General features: G+C 61.8%; 14 protein-coding genes. 11 read left to right on the top strand and 3 right to left on the bottom strand.

What is annotated here, in order from left to right; genetic code table 11:
- Positions 1-10: 10 nt before the first annotated feature.
- The 10 genes from MWU54_RS01125 (at position 11) to hflX (ending at position 12,115) form a co-directional block, all read left to right on the top strand.
- The gene (locus MWU54_RS01125; RefSeq protein ID WP_247081016.1) at positions 11-1,090 is read left to right on the top strand and encodes an ATP-binding protein; all 1,080 of its coding nucleotides are present in this window, start codon (positions 11-13) and stop codon (positions 1,088-1,090) included.
- Positions 1,090-2,460, top strand: coding sequence for a response regulator (locus MWU54_RS01120; RefSeq protein WP_247080201.1), 1,371 nt, complete (start codon positions 1,090-1,092; stop codon positions 2,458-2,460). The genes MWU54_RS01125 and MWU54_RS01120 overlap by 1 nt, the downstream gene beginning before the upstream one ends.
- Positions 2,461-2,634: 174 nt before the next feature.
- Positions 2,635-4,857, top strand: a complete 2,223-nt coding sequence (locus tag MWU54_RS01115) for a PAS domain-containing sensor histidine kinase (RefSeq protein WP_247080200.1) — start codon at positions 2,635-2,637, stop codon at positions 4,855-4,857.
- Positions 4,858-4,884: 27 nt separating this feature from the next.
- The gene (locus tag MWU54_RS01110; protein WP_247080199.1) at positions 4,885-6,300 is read left to right on the top strand and encodes a sigma-54 dependent transcriptional regulator; all 1,416 of its coding nucleotides are present in this window, start codon (positions 4,885-4,887) and stop codon (positions 6,298-6,300) included.
- A gap of 189 nt (positions 6,301-6,489) precedes the next feature.
- Entirely contained in the window at positions 6,490-7,143 is a 654-nt protein-coding gene (locus MWU54_RS01105; protein ID WP_247080198.1) for a DUF1629 domain-containing protein, read from the top strand.
- 185 nt (positions 7,144-7,328) lie between these two features.
- Positions 7,329-7,517 carry a hypothetical protein gene (locus tag MWU54_RS01100; protein WP_247080197.1) on the top strand — a complete coding sequence of 63 codons (189 nt, stop codon included), beginning with the start codon at positions 7,329-7,331 and terminating at the stop codon, positions 7,515-7,517.
- 69 nt (positions 7,518-7,586) lie between these two features.
- On the top strand, positions 7,587-8,963 hold the full coding sequence (gene trkA, locus MWU54_RS01095; RefSeq protein WP_247080196.1) for a Trk system potassium transporter TrkA: 1,377 nt from the start codon (positions 7,587-7,589) through the stop codon (positions 8,961-8,963).
- A gap of 3 nt (positions 8,964-8,966) precedes the next feature.
- A complete protein-coding gene (locus tag MWU54_RS01090) occupies positions 8,967-10,481 on the top strand; it encodes a potassium transporter TrkG (protein ID WP_247080195.1) in 1,515 nt (504 codons plus the stop codon).
- 123 nt (positions 10,482-10,604) lie between these two features.
- Complete coding sequence (hfq, locus tag MWU54_RS01085; protein ID WP_072776954.1) at positions 10,605-10,844, top strand: RNA chaperone Hfq; 240 nt, start codon at positions 10,605-10,607, stop codon at positions 10,842-10,844.
- A 17-nt stretch (positions 10,845-10,861) separates the two neighbouring features.
- Positions 10,862-12,115, top strand: a complete 1,254-nt coding sequence (gene hflX / locus MWU54_RS01080; RefSeq protein WP_247081015.1) for a GTPase HflX — start codon at positions 10,862-10,864, stop codon at positions 12,113-12,115.
- A 3-nt stretch (positions 12,116-12,118) separates the two neighbouring features.
- On the opposite strand, the gene MWU54_RS01075 is transcribed toward hflX, so the two are convergent.
- Entirely contained in the window at positions 12,119-14,584 is a 2,466-nt protein-coding gene (locus tag MWU54_RS01075) for a penicillin acylase family protein (protein ID WP_247080194.1), read from the bottom strand.
- Between the two features lie 118 nt (positions 14,585-14,702).
- Between MWU54_RS01075 and MWU54_RS01070 the strand changes: the two genes are divergently transcribed.
- The gene (locus tag MWU54_RS01070; RefSeq protein ID WP_281495928.1) at positions 14,703-15,602 is read left to right on the top strand and encodes an NAD(P)-dependent oxidoreductase; all 900 of its coding nucleotides are present in this window, start codon (positions 14,703-14,705) and stop codon (positions 15,600-15,602) included.
- A 56-nt stretch (positions 15,603-15,658) separates the two neighbouring features.
- Here the strand turns inward: MWU54_RS01070 and MWU54_RS01065 are convergent, their stop codons facing one another.
- Together MWU54_RS01065 and serS are read right to left on the bottom strand one after the other, a co-directional pair.
- Positions 15,659-16,360, bottom strand: coding sequence for a hypothetical protein (locus MWU54_RS01065; protein ID WP_247080192.1), 702 nt, complete (start codon positions 16,358-16,360; stop codon positions 15,659-15,661).
- Positions 16,361-16,363: 3 nt separating this feature from the next.
- Positions 16,364-17,656, bottom strand: coding sequence for a serine--tRNA ligase (gene serS, locus MWU54_RS01060; protein WP_247080191.1), 1,293 nt, complete (start codon positions 17,654-17,656; stop codon positions 16,364-16,366).
- Positions 17,657-17,668: the final 12 nt, after the last annotated feature.

Raw genomic sequence — 17,668 nt, 5'->3', positions numbered from 1 at the left:
TCGTCCGTCGATGGTGACCGAAGCGGCCATCTGGTCGTCTTTGCCGGCACCGGCCATCGTGATCGACGCGGATGAGCGTATTCTTGACATGAACCCGGCGGCGGAAGGCTTTATCAACAACTCGGCCAAGTGGTTGCGCGGTCAGTCGATCTGGGACCGTCTGACCGTCGATGCACCGATGGAGAAAAGCCTTGCCCGCGCCCGTGCAAACGGCACGCCCTTGTTCGTCAACGATGTGGATATTGGCACGGCAAACCGGGCCCCGTTGGTGTGCAACCTGCAAATCGCGCCGCTGCAGGGCCATGACGGCTGCATGATCCTGCTGATCAGCCCGCGGGAAATGGCCGGACGCGTCAACCAAAGCCAGACGGTGAAATCGGCGGCAAAATCCGCCATCGGCATGGCCGAAATGCTGGCACATGAGATCAAGAACCCATTGGCCGGGATCACCGGGGCGGCGCAGTTGCTGAGCATGAACCTCAAGACCGAGGATCTGGAACTGACAGACCTCATCGTCGAGGAAACCCGGCGGATCGTGAAGCTGCTCGGGCAGGTGGAGCAGTTTGGCAACCTGTCGGAACCCGAACGCGCGCCGGTTAACCTGCATGACGTGCTGGACCGCGCGCGCCGGTCTGCGTTGCTGGGGTTCGGGGCGCATATGACGATCATCGAGGATTATGACCCGTCGCTGCCTCTGGCCCAGGGCGATGCGGACCAATTGCTTCAGGTGGTCATGAACCTGATCAAGAACGCCTCGGAAGCGGCCGATCCCAAGACCGGCGGCACGATCCGCCTGCGCACCTATTACGAACACAGCTACAGCCTGCGGCGGGCCGATGGGTCCGGGCACGCCTTGCCGTTGCAGGTCGAGGTGATCGACGATGGCCCGGGACTGCCGCCCGAGATCAAGGGCGATGTCTTTGACCCGTTTGTGTCGGGGCGCGAAAACGGCACCGGGCTGGGCCTTGCGCTGGTGAGTAAGATCATTTCCGACCACGACGGATGGGTGGCGGTGGATTCCGAACCCGGCACCACCCGGTTCCGTATCTCGCTGCCGCAGGCCCCACGCACTCGAAAGGACACACACTGATGGATGGCACTGTTCTTGTTGCAGATGACGACCGCACGATCCGAACTGTTCTGACCCAGGCGTTGACCCGTGCGGGGTGCAAGGTCCACGCCACGTCGTCTTTGACGACGCTGATGCGCTGGGTGGCCGAGGGCAAGGGCGATGTGGTGATTTCCGATGTGGTCATGCCGGATGGCAACGGGCTTGAGATGTTGCCGAAGATTTCGCAGGACCGTCCGGATCTGCCGGTGATCGTGATTTCGGCGCAAAATACCATTATGACGGCCATTCAGGCGGCGGAGGCGGAAGCGTATGATTACCTGCCGAAACCGTTTGATCTGCCTGATCTGATGAAGCGGACGGCCAAGGCGCTGGATTCGCGCATGCGCGGTGCGCAGCCAAGCACCACCGTGGCGGCGGATGACGCGCCCGAAGACCTGCCGTTGATTGGCAAGACCCCGGCGATGCAGGCGCTGTACCGGTTGGTGGCGAAGGTGATGAACACCGACCTGCCGGTTCTGATCTGTGGTGAATCCGGGACCGGGAAATCCCTGATCGCCAAGGCGTTGCACGATTTTTCAGACCGTCGATCCTTGCCATTCGTTACGGTCACGGCCAGCGATCTGTCGGATATCGAAGGTCCAGCGCGCGTTCTGGCGCGGGTGCGGGGCGGCACGTTGCTGATCGACGAGCTGGCCGATATCCCCGACGAGGTGCAGGCGCGGATCGTGCGGATGATGGATGGGACCGGCGAGCATGTGCCGCGGTTCATTGCGACCAGCCAGGCCGATCCGGGGCAGGGGATGTCGTCCTCGGGGGTGCGCGAGGATCTGTATTATCGCATCAGCGGGGCCACGATTGCGGTGCCGGCATTGCGCGAACGGGTGGATGATATTGCGCTGCTGAGCGAGCATTTTCTGACCCGCTCTGAACGCGAGGGCGGGGCCAAGCGGTGGTTGTCGGACGATGCCGCGGACCTGTTCCGCGCCTATAGCTGGCCCGGCAATGTGCGGCAGTTGGAGAACGTCGTCCGCCGGTTGAGCCTGACGTCGCGCGGTGACGAGATCAGCCGGGCCGAGGTGGAAAACGTGCTGGGCAACCAGCCGGACACCGGACCGGTCCTGCGCGGGGGCGACAGCGAAAAACTGAGCGCGTCGGTGGCGCGCCATCTGCGCCGCTACTTCGATCTGCACGGCGCGATGTTGCCGCCACCGGGGCTGTATCCGCGAATCCTGCGCGAGATTGAGGCCCCTTTGATCGAAATCGCGCTCGAAGCGACAGGCGGAAATCAGGCAAAATGTGCGGATTTACTTGGGATTAACAGAAATACGCTTAGAAAGAAGATCACGGACTTGGATATTCAGGTGACACGCCGCCGCAAATTGATGTAAAACTGCCACATAATAGTGCTTCGGCTGTCACGCAGCGGGTTGAGGCGACAAAATATAGCGGTAGCCGGGCTGCGCGGCACATCAAGGCGGGGGTTGGCTGTGGCCACCTGGGCACGCTCATTGACTTGGACCCGGTTGAGCCGGTTGCGTCGGCAACGACGCTATCAGAACGCCATGACCTTGGGTCTGGTGGTTCTTGGCCCTGTTTTGGCCATCGCGACGATTCTTGTTTTGGGGCCGCTCGATACGGGAACGGGCGCGCAGTTGAACCTGCGTCTGGTGCTGTTGGCGGACCTGATCTACGTCTTGCTGCTGGCCGCGCTTGTGCTCAGCCGGGTGGTCAGCCTGATCGCCGCGCGGCGCGCGAAATCGGCGGGGTCCCGGCTGCATTTGCGCCTGACCGGGGCGTTTGCGCTGATGGCGTTGTTGCCCACGATCACCGTGGCGGTATTCGCGGTGCTGACGATCAATATCGGATTGGAGACATGGTTTTCGGACCGTGTGCGCAACGTGGTGGGGGCCTCCCTGTCGGCGGCAGAAGCCTATGAGGAGGAACACCGCGAGGGTCTGAGCCAGGATGCGCGCGCGCTGGCGTCGTTTTTGGACGCCAACCGCCGGGCGACCTTCATCATGGATGACGGCGAATTGCGGCAGGCGCTAAGCCAAGGGCAGGCGCAGATCCAGCGCGGGTTGCGCGAAGCCTATGTCATTGACAGTTCAGGAGAAATCCGCGCGCGTGGAGAGCGGTCCTACCTGTTCGATTACGAACGGCCGGATGTTGGCGTGTTTCTGGAAGCCGACGAAAACGGGCTGGCCCTGATCCAGGATTGGGACAACAATGAATTGCGCGCGCTGATGCCGCTGCAGGCCTTTGGCGACCGGTATTTGTATATCACGCGCGAAGTGGATGGGCAGATCCTGAACCTGCTTGACGACACGCAGGAAACCGCGCGCTTTTACCAACAGCAGGAAAACGACCGGGGCCGCGTGCTGTTTGACTTTGCGCTGCTCTATCTGGGGTTTGCGTTTCTGCTGATCCTTGCGGCGGTCTGGCTTGGCCTGTGGTTTGCCGAACGGCTCAGCCGTCCGGTGGGCCGTCTGACCGGGGCCGCGCAGCGCGTCGGGTCTGGCGATCTGGATGTGAAGGTGCTGGAAGAGGACGGCGACGACGAAATCGCCATGCTGGGCCGGTATTTCAACCAGATGACGCGACAGCTCAAGGGCCAGCGCGAAACCCTGCTGGATAACACCCGCCAGATCGAACGGCGGCAGCGACTGTTTGACTCCGTTTTGACGTCGGTGACCTCGGGGGTTGTCGGGTTGGATGCGGACGGGCGCGTGACCTTTGTGAACCGGTCGGCGGAGCGTCTTCTGGGTTGGCACGAAAACCAGCGCAGTGTCGAGATCACGGTGGCGGTGCCGGAATTTGGTCCGCTTTTCGATCGCCTGCGGGATCAGGGGATCGAAACCGCGCAGGACGAGATCAAGGTCAGCCGCGAAGGGCGGTTGGAAAATCTGTTGGTTCGCCTGTCCACGCGGCGCAGGGCCGATGGCGGGTTGGAAGGCTACGTGGTGGCCTTTGACGATGTGACCGATCTGGTCAGCGCGCAGCGCATGGCGGCCTGGGGCGACGTGGCGCGTCGGATTGCACATGAGATCAAAAACCCGTTGACGCCGATCCAGCTATCGGCGGAACGCATTCGCCGGAAATTCCGCAAGCAACTGCCCGAAGCGGATGCGAACGATCTTGAGCAGATGACAGACGTGATTGTGCGCCAAACCAATGACTTGCGGCGCATTGTTGATGAATTTTCCAAGTTCGCCCGGATGCCGGAACCGGAGCGCAAACCCGAAGACATCGTGGACATTCTGCGCGGGGCCGTGTTGCTGCAGGAAACCGGGCAGCCGGGGGTGACGTTCACGACCGATTTGCCGATGCAGGCGATTCCGGCTGAAATTGATGCAACAATGATCGGGCAGGCCTTTACAAATCTGGTGAAGAACGCCGGGGAAGCTATTGAGAGCCTGCAGGAAAAAGAGCCTGAGATTGAGGTTTCGCCGGAAATCCGCGTGTCCTGTTGGCTTGATGACGGGATCGCCGAGATCCGGATTGAAGACAACGGCATTGGTTTGCCGGAAGACACGTCGCGGCTGTTCGAACCCTATGTGACCACCCGCGAAAAAGGCACCGGGCTGGGCCTGCCGATCGTGAAGAAGATCATCGAGGAACATGGCGGCACGCTGGTGCTGGATGCGGCCTCGGCCTTTGACGACACCGGGCGGCGCGGCGCGATGGCGATCATCCGGTTGCCGGTTCTGGACGGACCGGCCGCCACGCCCCCACAACCCCCCTCTGCTGCGGACGAGCCCGCAGCGTCCCCTGAAACCGAACTGTGACGATTAACAAGAGATGAAGGTGAGGCAATGAGCGATATTCTGATTGTAGACGACGAGCGCGACATCCGCGAACTCATCGGCGATATCCTGCAAGACGAGGGATATACCACGCGATTGGCAGGAAATTCATCGGAAGCGATGAACGAGATCAACGCGGAAGAGCCGTCTTTGCTGATCCTCGATATCTGGCTGAAAGACAGCAAGATGGACGGGATTGATATTCTCAAGACCGTCAAACGCGACAATCCGGATGTGCCCGTCGTGATCATCTCGGGCCATGGCAATATCGAGATCGCGGTCGCGGCGATCAAGCAAGGGGCGTATGACTTTATCGAAAAGCCCTTTAATATCGATCAGTTGCTGGTGGTCATACGCCGGGCGATGGAAACCAGCCGTCTGCGGCGCGAGAACCAGAAGCTCAAGCGGCGCGAAACGGATGTGGCGCAGATGGTTGGCGAATGCGCGTCGTTCCGGGGGCTTGTGTCGAACCTCGACAAGGTGACCAAGTCCAATGGGCGGGTGTTGTTGTCCGGGCCTGCAGGCAGCGGCAAGGAAGTCGCGGCGCGGTATATCCACGCCAATTCCAATCGCGCCAGCGCGCCGTTCGTGACGGTCAATTGCGCCGGTGTCGCGCCCGAGACGATGGAAGAGGTGCTGTTTGGCCGCGAAACACCCGAGCGCGGTGTGGAGCCCGGTTTGCTGGAACAGGCGCATGGCGGTGTGGTCTATTTTGACGAGGTGGCGGACATGCCGCTGGGCACGCAGTCCAAGATCCTGCGGGTTCTGGTGGATCAGCAGTTCCAGCGGGTGGGCGGGGCTGACAAGGTGCGCGTGGATCTGCGGGTGATTTCCTCGACCAACCGCGATCTGCAGGACGCCATCGCCGAGGGCACGTTCCGCGAAGAATTGTATCACCGGTTGAACGTGGTGCCGATCACAGTGCCCAGTCTTGAGGACCGCCGCGAAGACATCCCGATGCTGGCGGAACATTTCGTTGACCTGTTCAACCAGACGCAGGGTCTGCCCAAACGCGCCCTGAGCAGTGACGCGGTGGCGTTGCTGCAAACGATGGTCTGGCCGGGAAATGTGCGCCAGTTGAAGAACCTGATCGAACGGGTGCTGATCCTGGGCGATGGCACCGGCGACATCGCGGCCCGCGAATTGCCACAGGACTCGCCGCAAGCCGACGATGAAGAGGGCCGGGTGGTGCTGTCGGGCACGCTGGCCACCATGCCGCTGCGCGAGGCGCGCGAGGCGTTCGAGCGGGAATACCTGCTGACCCAGATCAACCGGTTTGGCGGCAATATCAGCCGCACCGCCAGCTTTGTCGGCATGGAACGCAGCGCGCTGCACCGGAAACTGAAATCGCTGGGGGTTGTGACAAGCTCCAAAGCGGGCAGCCGGGTGGCCTATCTGGAAGAGGACGTGGAACAGGCGTCCTGACCCGGGAGATCCGGTCTGGCGTTCGGGGTTCAAACCATCCCCCGGATGGTTTGGTCAACTCTGTTGACACCACCCCTTATTGTTTCGCGCGCGAAACATTGGGACTGATACGGACCTAATAACGGTCTGTTAACTTTCATGGCTTTGCGGAACACACAGGCCGTGTGTCGCGTCGATAAGGAACAGCTTATGGCCTTTCGTGTCTCGTTCGGGGTTCATGCCGTGGACACCCATGTGCCCAAACCGACCATTCGTCCGTTGGACGGCGACACGCGGTTGATCAAGCTTGTGGACCAGACGCAGGATGCCGGGTGGCTACATTTCGGCAATGCGTCGTCCAATGTCGGGGTATGGGCCAGCACCGAAAACATGCCGACCCGCGCCCGCCGCGAAGGCGCGAACCTTTCGCTGTATCCGCAACTGGACTTTGATCAAATGACCGCTCTGGCCCTTGTGTCAGAGCGCGCGCGGCGCGTGTTCGACGACCTTGAACCGGGAGTGCATCAGTTCCTGCCTGTCGAGGTGACACAGGGCAAGGCGGATGCGCCGGGTGGGCGAACCTACCTGATTTTTCTGGGCAACCGGCTGGACACATTGGACAAGGACCTGAGCGGCCCGTTCAACGCCCGTGGCATGTGCAAAGGGTTGACCGACCCCAACGGGCGGGTTGTTTTGAACAGCGAAAAGATCGGGAAGCATCACGCGTGGAGCGAGATGTTTCTCTCTACCGGGACAAACGGGTTCTTCGTGTCCGATACGCTTGCCAAAATCCTTGAGGACGAGGGTCTGACCGGCTTGTCCCCTTTCCGGCATACGGACGAAACGAAAGACCTTTCTGTTTGATGGGATCGCGGCATGTGGTCGGACTGTGTGGCGTCTCTGGGCGGGGGGGATAGGGCTTGTGATCCGGTGGGTCCGGTGGTGGTCTATTAACGGTCTGTTATGGTTTGGACTTTGGAAATGTAGGGTGCGTGATGTCACGCACCATTACGGGCTGAGGGTTGGAGTCGATTGCCCCGCGCGAAACAGTGGGCGCAGCCCACCGCGCATCGACGACGCGCCCCGACGCGGCGGCGATTTGGGTGGGGTTCCGCGCAGCATGGGACATACTCGGGCTTGTCTGGGAAAAAGTGCTTGGAACAACGGTTGGATCGCCACCGCGCGCGTCGTCGATGCGCGGTGGGATTGGCAACGTCGGTGGTGTCCTCTCCAATTGACCCCAACCCCCACCTCTGCCACACAAGAGCCTGCGCCAATGGCAAGGGGCCCTTTATCGGGCGAAGTGCATGAAAGTCATCATCTGCGGAGCAGGTCAGGTCGGTTGGCAGATTGCGCGGCATCTGTCGGGTGAGCGCAATGACGTGACAGTTGTCGACAACAATTCCGAACTTGTGCGCCGCGCGACGGATGCGCTGGACGTTCAGGGGATTGCGGGGTTTGCCTCTTATCCGGATGTGCTGGATCAGGCCGGGGCGCGGGATGCGGATATGATCATCGCGGCGACCCATTCGGACGAGGTCAATATGGTGACCTGCCAGGTGGCGCATTCGGTGTTTGCGATCCCGCGCAAGATCGCGCGGTTGCGGTCGAAATCTTATCTGACGGCGATTTATTCCGACCTCTACCGCCGCGATCACATGCCGATTGACGTGGTGATCAGCCCCGAGATGGAGGTGGCCGAGGCGGCGTTGCAGCGGCTGAACGCTCCGGCGGCGTTTGACACCGAGAAATTCCTGGATGGGGAGGCGGCGTTGATGGGGCTGACCATCGACGAGGATTGTCCGATCATCAACACGCCGTTGAAACAGCTGACCGACCTGTTTTCGACCCTGCGGTCCATCGTGGTGGGCATCCGGCGGGACGGCACGTTGTTTGCGCCGGAATCCGGGGACCAGATTTTCCCCGGCGATGCCTGTTACGTCATGGTGCACAACGAAGACGTGCGGCGCACCATGGAGGTGTTTGGCAAGACGCTGCGCAAACAGGAGCGCGTGGTGATCATCGGCGGCGGCAATGTCGGGCTGATGGTGGCGCGGGAGTTGGAAGAGCGCGCGGATCGCATTCGGGTCAAGGTGATCGAGCGGGACCGCAAGGTGGCCGAACGCGCGGCCGAAGCGCTGGAGCGGACGATTGTTCTGAACGGCGACGGTCTGGATGTGAGCCTGCTGGCCGAGGCCAATATCGAACGGGCGGACGCGGTGTTGTGCGTCACCGATGACGACAAGACCAACATGCTGGCGGCGGTGCGGGCAAAGTCCGAAGGCTGCCCGATGGCGATTGCGCTGATCAATGACCCGACGCTGGAGCCGTTGATGGATCCGCTGGGCATCGACGCCTATATCAACCCGCGCTCGGTCACGGTGAGTTCGATCCTGCGGCATTTCCGGCATGGCCGGGTGCGCGCGGTCTATTCCATCGGCGATGCCGAGGCCGAGGTGATCGAAGCAGAGGTGCTGTCGACCTCACCCATGGCCGGTAAGAAGATGCGCGACATCGACTTCCCGGAAGGGGTGATCGTGGGGGCCTTGCGCAAGGGCGACAAGGTTGTTCGTCCAACCGGCGCCTTGGTGGTCGAAGAGGGGGATCAGATCGTGATCTTCAGCCTGGCGGGCGATGTGGCAGAGGTCGAGCGTCTGCTGCAGGTCTCTATCGATTTCTTCTGATCCATGGCCCTGCTGTATCGACTGCCTCTCTTGTTGTTGCTGACGGGTGTTGCGTCGATCTCGATGATCGTTCCGGCGGTGGTTGCGCTGTGGACGGAATCCTTTCACGACGCGCGCAGTTTTTTCTATTCCGGGCTGATTGGCCTGATCTTCTGTGCGTTGATCGCCTTTGCCATGGCCAACCGGCTGCACAATCGCAACGCCATCCGGCAATTGCTGGCGCTGCTGGGCACGTTTCTGGTGTTGCCGGCCATTCTGGCGGTGCCGTTTTACGAGGCGGTGCAGACCACGACCTTTCTGAATGCGTATTTCGAAATGGTGTCGAGCCTGTCGACAACTGGAATGCCCCTTTTCCCGGCCGAGCGGTTGTCGATGGCGGAACACCTGTGGCGTGCGCAGGTGGCGTGGATGGGCGGGCTGCTGACATGGATTGCGGCGGCAGCGATTCTTGCGCCGCTGAACCTGGGCGGGTTCGAGGTGACATCGCTGGGTGAGCCGGGACAGGACATCGTGGCCGGCGCGGCGCGGCGCGATACCGCCAACCCGGCGACGCGGCTTGCCAAAAGCGCGGCTGTGCTGGCGCCGACCTATGCGCTTCTGACGCTGGCCTTGTGGGTGTTGCTGCTGATCGTCGGAGACACGCCCTTTGTCGCGCTGGTTCATGCGATGAGCGTGATGTCGACCTCGGGGATTTCGCCGGTGGGCGGGCCGGAAGGGGCCAGCAGCGGATTTGCGGGCGAAGCGATCATGGCGGTGTTTCTGCTTTTCGCCCTGTCCCGCATGACGTTTTCGCAGGACACCGGCACACGGCACAAATCCGGCTTGCTCAATGATCCGGAGTTCCGGCTTGGCATGGCCATCGTGATTGGCATTCCGGTTCTGCTGTTGCTGCGGCATTTCTTTGCGGCGCTGGATATCGGGGATCAGAACAACTTTCTGGCGGCGATCCGGGCCTTCTGGGGGGCTGCGTTTACTGTGTTGTCGTTCCTGACGACACATGGCTTTGCCAGCGTGGACTGGGTGGATGCGCAGGCGTGGTCGGGGCTTGAGACGCCGGGCCTGATCCTGTTGGGGCTGGCGTTGATCGGAGGCGGTGTTGCGACCACGGCGGGCGGGGTCAAGCTGCTGCGGGTCTTTGCCCTGATCATCAACGGCATGCGCGAGGTGGACCGGCTTGTGCATCCGTCCTCTGTCGGGCGGTCGGGGTTGGTGTCGCGGCAAACCCGGCGCGAGGGCGCCTTTATCGCCTGGGTGTTCTTCATGATCTTCGCGATCACCATCGCGGTTACAACGGTTGCCTTTGCGGCGTTCAACATTCCGTTTGAACAGTCTTTGGTGCTTGCCCTGGCCAGTCTGACCAATTGCGGACCGCTGGTCGAAGTGGTGGAAGCCGGGCGATTGAGCCTGATTGAGCTGGGTCCGGGACCCAAATTGATCGCCGCTGTGGCGATGGTTATGGGGCGTCTTGAGATGCTTGCGCTGGTGGTGATTTTGACGCCGGATCTCTGGCGTGATTGACCCACTCTGACGGTCATCCGGATATTCGTTGTTTTTCCACTGGAATTTAGGGGAACCCCACGACATAGTGGCGACAAATCACCACCACCCGCGCGGCAAAAGCAAGAATAAAGGCAATTTTTTATGGCATCCGATAAGCAGAATCTTCAGGACGCTTTTCTCAATCACGTCCGCAAGACGAAGGTGCCGGTCACCGTTTTCTTGATCAACGGCGTCAAATTGCAGGGTGTTATTACGTGGTTTGACAATTTCTGTGTGCTGTTGCGCCGCGATGGCCAGTCGCAGCTTGTCTATAAACATGCCATTTCAACCATCATGCCAGCACAGCCGATCAATCTGTATGACGGCGAAGGCGAAAGTTGAAGGAACACAAGGCGCATGTGACCCGCGCCTGGGTTCTGCATCCTGACATCACCAGTGATCGGACGCGGCGCGCGGCGGAACCGGCTTTGGCCGAAGCCGTGGCCCTGGCCGCAGCTTTGCCGGGGCTAGAGGTGATCGGGCATGACGTGGTGCGTTTGCCCAAACCGCAACCGGGGGCGCTGTTCGGGTCCGGCAAGATCGAAGAACTGGAGTCGGCGTTCAAGGCGCAGGAGATCGAGCTGGTTCTGATTGACGGGCCGGTGACGCCCGTGCAGCAGCGCAATCTTGAAAAGGCGTGGGGCGTCAAGTTGTTGGACCGCACAGGTCTGATCCTTGAGATATTCAGCGACCGCGCCGCGACCCGTGAAGGGGTGTTGCAGGTCGAGATGGCAGCGCTGAGCTATCAGCGCACGCGTCTTGTGCGGGCCTGGACCCACCTGGAACGCCAGCGCGGAGGGTTGGGTTTCGTGGGGGGGCCGGGTGAGACCCAGATCGAGGCCGACCGCCGGGCGATTGACGACCAATTGGTGCGCTTGCGGCGTCAGTTGGAAAAGGTGGTCAAGACGCGCGGATTGCACCGCGCGGCGCGGGCCAAGGTGCCCTATCCGATTGTTGCCTTGGTGGGCTATACCAACGCGGGCAAATCGACGTTGTTCAACCGTTTGACCGGGGCCGAGGTGATGGCGAAAGACATGCTCTTTGCCACGCTGGACCCGACGATGCGGGCGGTCAAACTGCCCGATGGGCCGGATGTGATCCTGTCGGACACGGTTGGGTTTATCTCGGACCTGCCCACTGAACTGGTCGCGGCGTTTCGCGCGACTTTGGAAGAGGTGCTGGCTGCTGATTTGATCCTGCATGTGCGCGATATCAGCCACGACGAAACCGAGGAACAGGCGCAGGACGTGCGCGACATTCTCACGTCGTTGGGCGTGGCCGACAAAACCCCCATGATCGAGGTCTGGAACAAGACCGATGCGATGCCAGACGAGGACCGAGAGGCCGTTCTGGCGCGGGCTGCGCGGGATGATGCGGTGTTCGCAACATCAGCGCTGACCGGGGACGGGTTGGAGGCCTTGCTGGACGCGGTGAATGTGCGTCTGGAAGGGGACCGCCGCGAAGAGGTGCTGCACCTTGGGTTTGAGGACGGGCGCAAACGCGCGTGGCTGTTCGACAAAGCCGTGGTCGAAGAGGAAACGCAGGACGAAACCGGCTATACGCTCAAGGTGCGTTGGTCGGCCAAGGACGCGCGGAAGTTCGAAACGCTGTAAGCGTTACTGACGAACCAACCGGGTGATCCCAACCGATGCGGCGCGGGCCAGCCCGTCATCCAGCGACATCGGGATGTATTCACCGCGCCGCCACAGGATGCCCATGTCGTCATAGTGCCGCGACAGGAAATGGCCGGATTGACCGGTGGACAGGATGAACACGGAACTGTCGGGATCGGCGAAATCATAGACGCCGCGATAGGCGGCCCCATGGACGTTCTGGTAGGGGGCCGGGTCTTTGCCCGACGCGCGCCCGCGCATCAGGGTATGGTCACCGCCGGATGTGCTTTGACGGATGTTCACGAAATACCGCAACAGAGGCACGTCGCCCAACACCGTGTGATCATGGGTCGCCTGATGCGCGTCGCCCCAGCGCAGCGATTCAAGCGCGGTGCCATAGGTTTCGGACACCCAGATCAGCGCATCGTCCAGCGCCAGACGTGAAATGTCGGAACAGCTTTCCACAACTGCGGACCGGATCACGTCACACCACGCGCTTGCGCCGTCCACGTCGCGGTAGACGCGTTCGATAAACAGCGGCTCGACCCGCGTGAATTCGGATGCCAGCGGGCCAAGATCGTCGCGGATCAGCCGTTCCTGCAGCGCGCGGAGCCACGCGGAATAGATCAGAGGTTCGGGCAGATGTTCGTTCATCTCGCCGTTCCAGTTGGCCAGCAGTTCCAGCGCGCGCTGACGCAGGCGTTCGGGCGATCCTTCGGGTGCGGCTTCGCCGGTGAACCACAGATCGGCCCCGATCAGCGGCAAAAGCGACCGCGCGGTGATGGACACAGTATCAAGCTGCGCTTCGACAAAGCTGTCGCGGGTGTGAACCTCGCGCCCCTGCATCAAGCCCTGCCAGCGCATCACACGCTGACTGTCGCCCCAGTCAAAGCTGACATGCAGCGGGAACGGGCGATCGACGATCTTGTTGTTGGTGTTGCCGACGATCCCGCCGGTTGGGTTCAGGAACACAGGGTTGGCGTCATCCGGGAACACCCCTTGCCAGCGGTTTTCGGCGCGCCAGCCCAAGGACGGCAAGCGCCCCTGGCTTTGATGATCCGCATCGCGGCGCGGCATGGCCCCGATCAGCTTCATCCCGATCCCGTCCGCGTCGATCACCGTCAGGTTTTGCGAGGGGGCCACGTAGGCTTTGGACACGTCGAAGGCGTCTTCGACGGATTGTGCAAACATGATCCCGATGGCCGCCGACATCGACGTGTCGCGTGGGCTGAGCGCCGTCCAGGACAGCGCGGCAACATGGCCGGGGGGCGTGACGGAGCCCAGATCGAACTGGGTGGCGGGCAGGACGGGGCCGTTGTCGGTCCAGCGCAGGGTCAGCGTGACCGGGGTGGTGTCCTTGATCTCGATAATCGAGCGGCGGGTGACGAAGGTTTTGTAGCCGTCCGGGGTTTTGTATTCCTCGGGGTTGTCGGGGTTCAGTTCTTCGATGAAGACATCCTGATCGTCCAGATACGACGAGGTCAGCCCCCAGGCGATGGATTCAGAGCGCCCGGCCATGATCGCAGGGATGCCGGGGATGGTCGCGCCGATGACGCCGCCGTTCGAGAGCTGCAATCGTGCCAGATACCAAGTTGCGGGGGCGGTAAATTTCAGATGCGGATCGTTGGCCAGCAATGTTGATCCGGTGGCCGACCGAGTGTCATCCGCCGCCCACGCATTCGAGGCCCCGGCCAACCCGCGTTCCGGAACCGGCCAGAACTTGGATTGTGCAGGGACCGATGCGAAGGTCCGGGTGGTGTCCACGCCGGGTACAAGGCTGGCATATTCCGGCAGGGCGGCCACACCCTGACCGGGAATGTCGGGCAGTAGGTCGGCGAGCCGGTTTTCATCCGGCAGCAGCAGCGACGTGCGCGCGCGCAGCACTTCTTCGCTCAGATGGCCCGAAAGCTGCAGCGCCATAAGCTTGACCAGCGCAAGGGAATCCGCCGGTTGCCACGGCGCAAGTGGCGCGTTGAAGACAAAGAACTCTGGCGCGCCGCGGCCAAGGCTGTCGCGGTTGATCTCGGTGATGCGGGCATTGACCCCGGCGGAATAGGCCTCAAGCGCGTCGAGCGTTGCGGCATCCTGAACCGACACCGATTGGACGGCCAGGGTATACAGGTCGAGACGGCGCAACAGCTTGTCCGTTTCAACGGTTCGGGTGCCGAACATTTCAGACAGGCGGCCCTGCGCGGTGCGCCGCAGCAGGGTCATTTGCCATAGGCGGTCCTGCGCGTGGGCATAGCCCAATGCAAAAAACGCGTCACGGTCGGAGGCGGGGAAGATATGGGGCACGCCGGAATTGTCGCGCACGATCTCGACATCCGCCGTCAGCCCGGACACCTGAATGAGCTTGTCGTATTCGGGCAGGGACCGCGATGCGAGGTAATAGACGCTCAGGACACCCAGAACCCCGACGATAAGTGCAGCCGTCGTCACCCAAACCAATGCTCTGAATATCAGCGCCACGCTGTTTCTACCCTTCACGCGAGGCCGAAACGGCCCTGAAAACCCATGGCAAACGCCCTACAGAACACGCAAGCCCTTGCCAAGGGGGCGGGGCAGCGTCAGGTAATGACAGCGAAATTTGACCAAACGAACGGGGAGAGTGGGCATGGCAAAAGTTGCGTTTCTGGGATTGGGCGTCATGGGGTATCCGATGGCGGGGCATCTGGTGAAGGCCGGACACGACGTCACGGTGTACAACAGGACCGCGTCCAAGGCCGAGGCCTGGGCGGCAGAGCATAGCGGCGGGCAGGCGGCCACGCCACGGGAGGCCGCGCAGGGCTGTGAGTTTGTCATGTCCTGCGTTGGCAATGACGATGACCTGCGCGGTGTCTGTCTGGGGGACGATGGCGCTTTTGCCGGGATGTCTGCGGGGACGGTGTTTGTCGATCACACCACGGTGTCTGCAAAGGTCACGCGCGAGCTTTATGCCGCTTCGGGTGACGCGGGAATTTCCTTTGTCGATGCGCCGATCTCGGGCGGGCAGGCGGGGGCCGAGAATGGCGTCCTGTCGGTGATGTGCGGTGGGGATGCGGAGCCGTATGGCCGGGCGGAGCCGATTATTGATGCCTATGCCCGGATTTGTCGCCGGATCGGAGAGTCCGGGGCCGGGCAGATGACCAAGATGTGCAACCAGATCGCGATTGCCGGTCTTGTGCAGGGGCTGAGCGAAGCACTGCACTTTGCCGAGAAGGCCGGTCTGGATGGCCGCGCGGTGGTTGAGGTGATCAGCCAGGGGGCGGCGGGATCGTGGCAGATGTCGAACCGCTATGAGACGATGATCGACGATGAGTTCAATCATGGGTTTGCGGTGGATTGGATGCGCAAGGATCTGGGCATTTGCCTGGATGCGGCCAACGAAGTCGATGCGTCCTTGCCGGTGACGGCGCTGGTGGATCAGTTCTACAAGGACGTTCAAAAGCTTGGCGGCGGGCGTTGGGACACATCGAGCCTGATCAAACGCCTGCGCGCGATGGGGTAACGCGCCGGATGCGTCGACGCATCCGTGCGTTTGCGTCGACGCAAACAGGGGTTTCGTTATTCCGTGTCCGTGCCGCGCAAGGCCAGAATGGCGATGATGCCCAACACACAGAGGCCAACCACCGCGATGTTGAGCGGTCCGGTATTGGCGACAATCACACCGACCAGCGCCCAGATCACCGTGACGCCGTATTCCGGCGCGCGGTGCAGGCGGTACTGCGCAATCAGCGCGATGGTCAGGCCCAACCCCAGCGCAACGATGGCGGCCAGTGTTTCCGTCAGGATGCCGTATCCGCCCAGCATCAGGCCAACAGACACCGCTGACGCCGCCGTCAGCCACCCTGCATAGATCGCCACCGGGGCTTGTTGCAGCCAGCGGTCGGTGTCACCGACCCGAAACAGGCTTAGAAACGCGGTGCCCAGCATGATCCAGATCAGCACGGTGGCCGCGACCGGCGATTGGTTGGCAACCGGCAACCATGTCGCGCCAACCGCAAGGCTGAAGAACAGCGGCGGGCGCATGGCGGCCCAATCCGGGTCATCGCTGCGTTTGAGCAGACCAAACCCGGCACCGATGATGCCCCAGAGGTAGATCAGCCCCCAGATCGAAAAGGCATAGCCCGCCGGTTGCACCGGCGGGTTTTCCTGAGGCACGGGGAATTGATCGGCTTCGAACCCGTTAAAGCCCTGCACAAACCAGGGTGAGGCCGCAAATGCGATCGCGGCGACAAAGACCAGAACGGACCAGACGCGTGCCATGATTTATACCATCTCTCCTGTCGCGGAAATGCGGGTCTTGCCGCCAAGCCACGGATTCAGTGCCTCGGGCAGGGTGACTGAGCCGTCTGCTTCCTGACCGTTTTCGAGCACGGCAATCAGGCAGCGGCCCACCGCAAGGCCGGAGCCGTTGAGCGTGTGCAGGTATTCCGGCTTGCCACCGTCTGCGGGTTTGAAGCGGGCATTCATGCGGCGGGCCTGAAAATCACCGCAGACCGACACCGAACTGATTTCGCGGTAGGTGTTCTGGCCCGGCAACCAGACCTCGATGTCATGGGTCTGACGCGCGCCGAAGCCCATGTCGCCAACACAAAGCACCACGGTGCGATAGGGCAGGCCCAGCTTTTCCAGAATGCGTTGCGCGCAGCCGGTCATGCGATCCAGTTCGTCGCGGCTTTTGTCGGGATGCGTGATCGACACCATTTCGACTTTCTCGAACTGGTGCTGGCGCAACATGCCCGCGGTATCGCGGCCGGCACTTCCCGCTTCGGAGCGGAAACACTGGGTATGGGCCACGTAGCGGCGGGGCAGATAGCTTTCCTCGACCGTCATGCCGTTGACGATGTTGGTCAATGTCACCTCGGCTGTGGGCACCAGCCACCAGCCATTGGTGGTCTGGTAGCTGTCTTCGCCGAATTTCGGCAATTGCCCGGTGCCGTACATCATGTCGTCGCGCACCAGGACTGGGGTCCATGTTTCGGTCAGACCGTTTTCGCTGATATGCGTGTCGAGCATAAACTGTGCCAGGGCCCGGTGGAGCCGCGCAATCGCGCCCGACATCACGACAAAGCGCGAGCCAGACAGTTTCGCGGCGGTTTCAAAATCCATTCCGGGTTGAACGCCCGCGATTTCGAAATGTTCCAGAGGTTTGAAATCAAAGCTGCGCGGCGTGCCCCAGCGGCGCACCTCGACATTGTCGGCTTCGTCTGCACCGTCCGGCACATCGTCAAACGGCAGGTTCGGCAACCCGACAAGAAGGGTGGTCAGCGTTTCGTCCAGTTCCTTGGCGCGGGCCTGCAGGTCGCCAACGGCGGCCTTTTTCGCGGCGACCTCATCACGCAGTTTCTGGAACGCGGCCTCGTCACCCGATGCCTTTGCCTTGCCGATTTCCTTGGCGGCCTTGTTTTGATCCGCCTGCGCGGTTTCGGCGGCCAGAATCGCGGCGCGGCGGTCTTCGTCGATGCGCAGGATCTCGGACGAGACCGGCTCCAACCCACGACGCGACAGCGCGGCGTCGAACGCAGCGGGGTTTTCGCGGATGGCTCGGATATCATGCATGGGTCTGGTCCT

Source organism: Marivita sp. S6314 (assembly GCF_023015985.1).
Classification (GTDB): Bacteria; Pseudomonadota; Alphaproteobacteria; order Rhodobacterales; family Rhodobacteraceae; genus Marivita.
Note: the sequence above shows the minus strand (reverse complement) of the source record. Positions and strands in the feature narration are given on the sequence as shown.

What these genes read in the sequence shown, in the direction of transcription:
- serS (WP_247080191.1), bottom strand. Translation starts at nt 17,656, where the DNA reads ATGCATGATATCCGAGCCATCCGCGAAAACCCCGCTGCGTTCGACGCC.
- MWU54_RS01105 (WP_247080198.1), top strand. Translation starts at nt 6,490, where the DNA reads ATGGCCTTTCGTGTCTCGTTCGGGGTTCATGCCGTGGACACCCATGTG.
- MWU54_RS01065 (WP_247080192.1), bottom strand. Translation starts at nt 16,360, where the DNA reads ATGGCACGCGTCTGGTCCGTTCTGGTCTTTGTCGCCGCGATCGCATTT.
- MWU54_RS01090 (WP_247080195.1), top strand. Translation starts at nt 8,967, where the DNA reads ATGGCCCTGCTGTATCGACTGCCTCTCTTGTTGTTGCTGACGGGTGTT.
- MWU54_RS01125 (WP_247081016.1), top strand. Translation starts at nt 11, where the DNA reads ATGGTGACCGAAGCGGCCATCTGGTCGTCTTTGCCGGCACCGGCCATC.
- MWU54_RS01115 (WP_247080200.1), top strand. Translation starts at nt 2,635, where the DNA reads ATGACCTTGGGTCTGGTGGTTCTTGGCCCTGTTTTGGCCATCGCGACG.
- hfq (WP_072776954.1), top strand. Translation starts at nt 10,605, where the DNA reads ATGGCATCCGATAAGCAGAATCTTCAGGACGCTTTTCTCAATCACGTC.
- trkA (WP_247080196.1), top strand. Translation starts at nt 7,587, where the DNA reads ATGAAAGTCATCATCTGCGGAGCAGGTCAGGTCGGTTGGCAGATTGCG.
- MWU54_RS01110 (WP_247080199.1), top strand. Translation starts at nt 4,885, where the DNA reads ATGAGCGATATTCTGATTGTAGACGACGAGCGCGACATCCGCGAACTC.
- MWU54_RS01120 (WP_247080201.1), top strand. Translation starts at nt 1,090, where the DNA reads ATGGATGGCACTGTTCTTGTTGCAGATGACGACCGCACGATCCGAACT.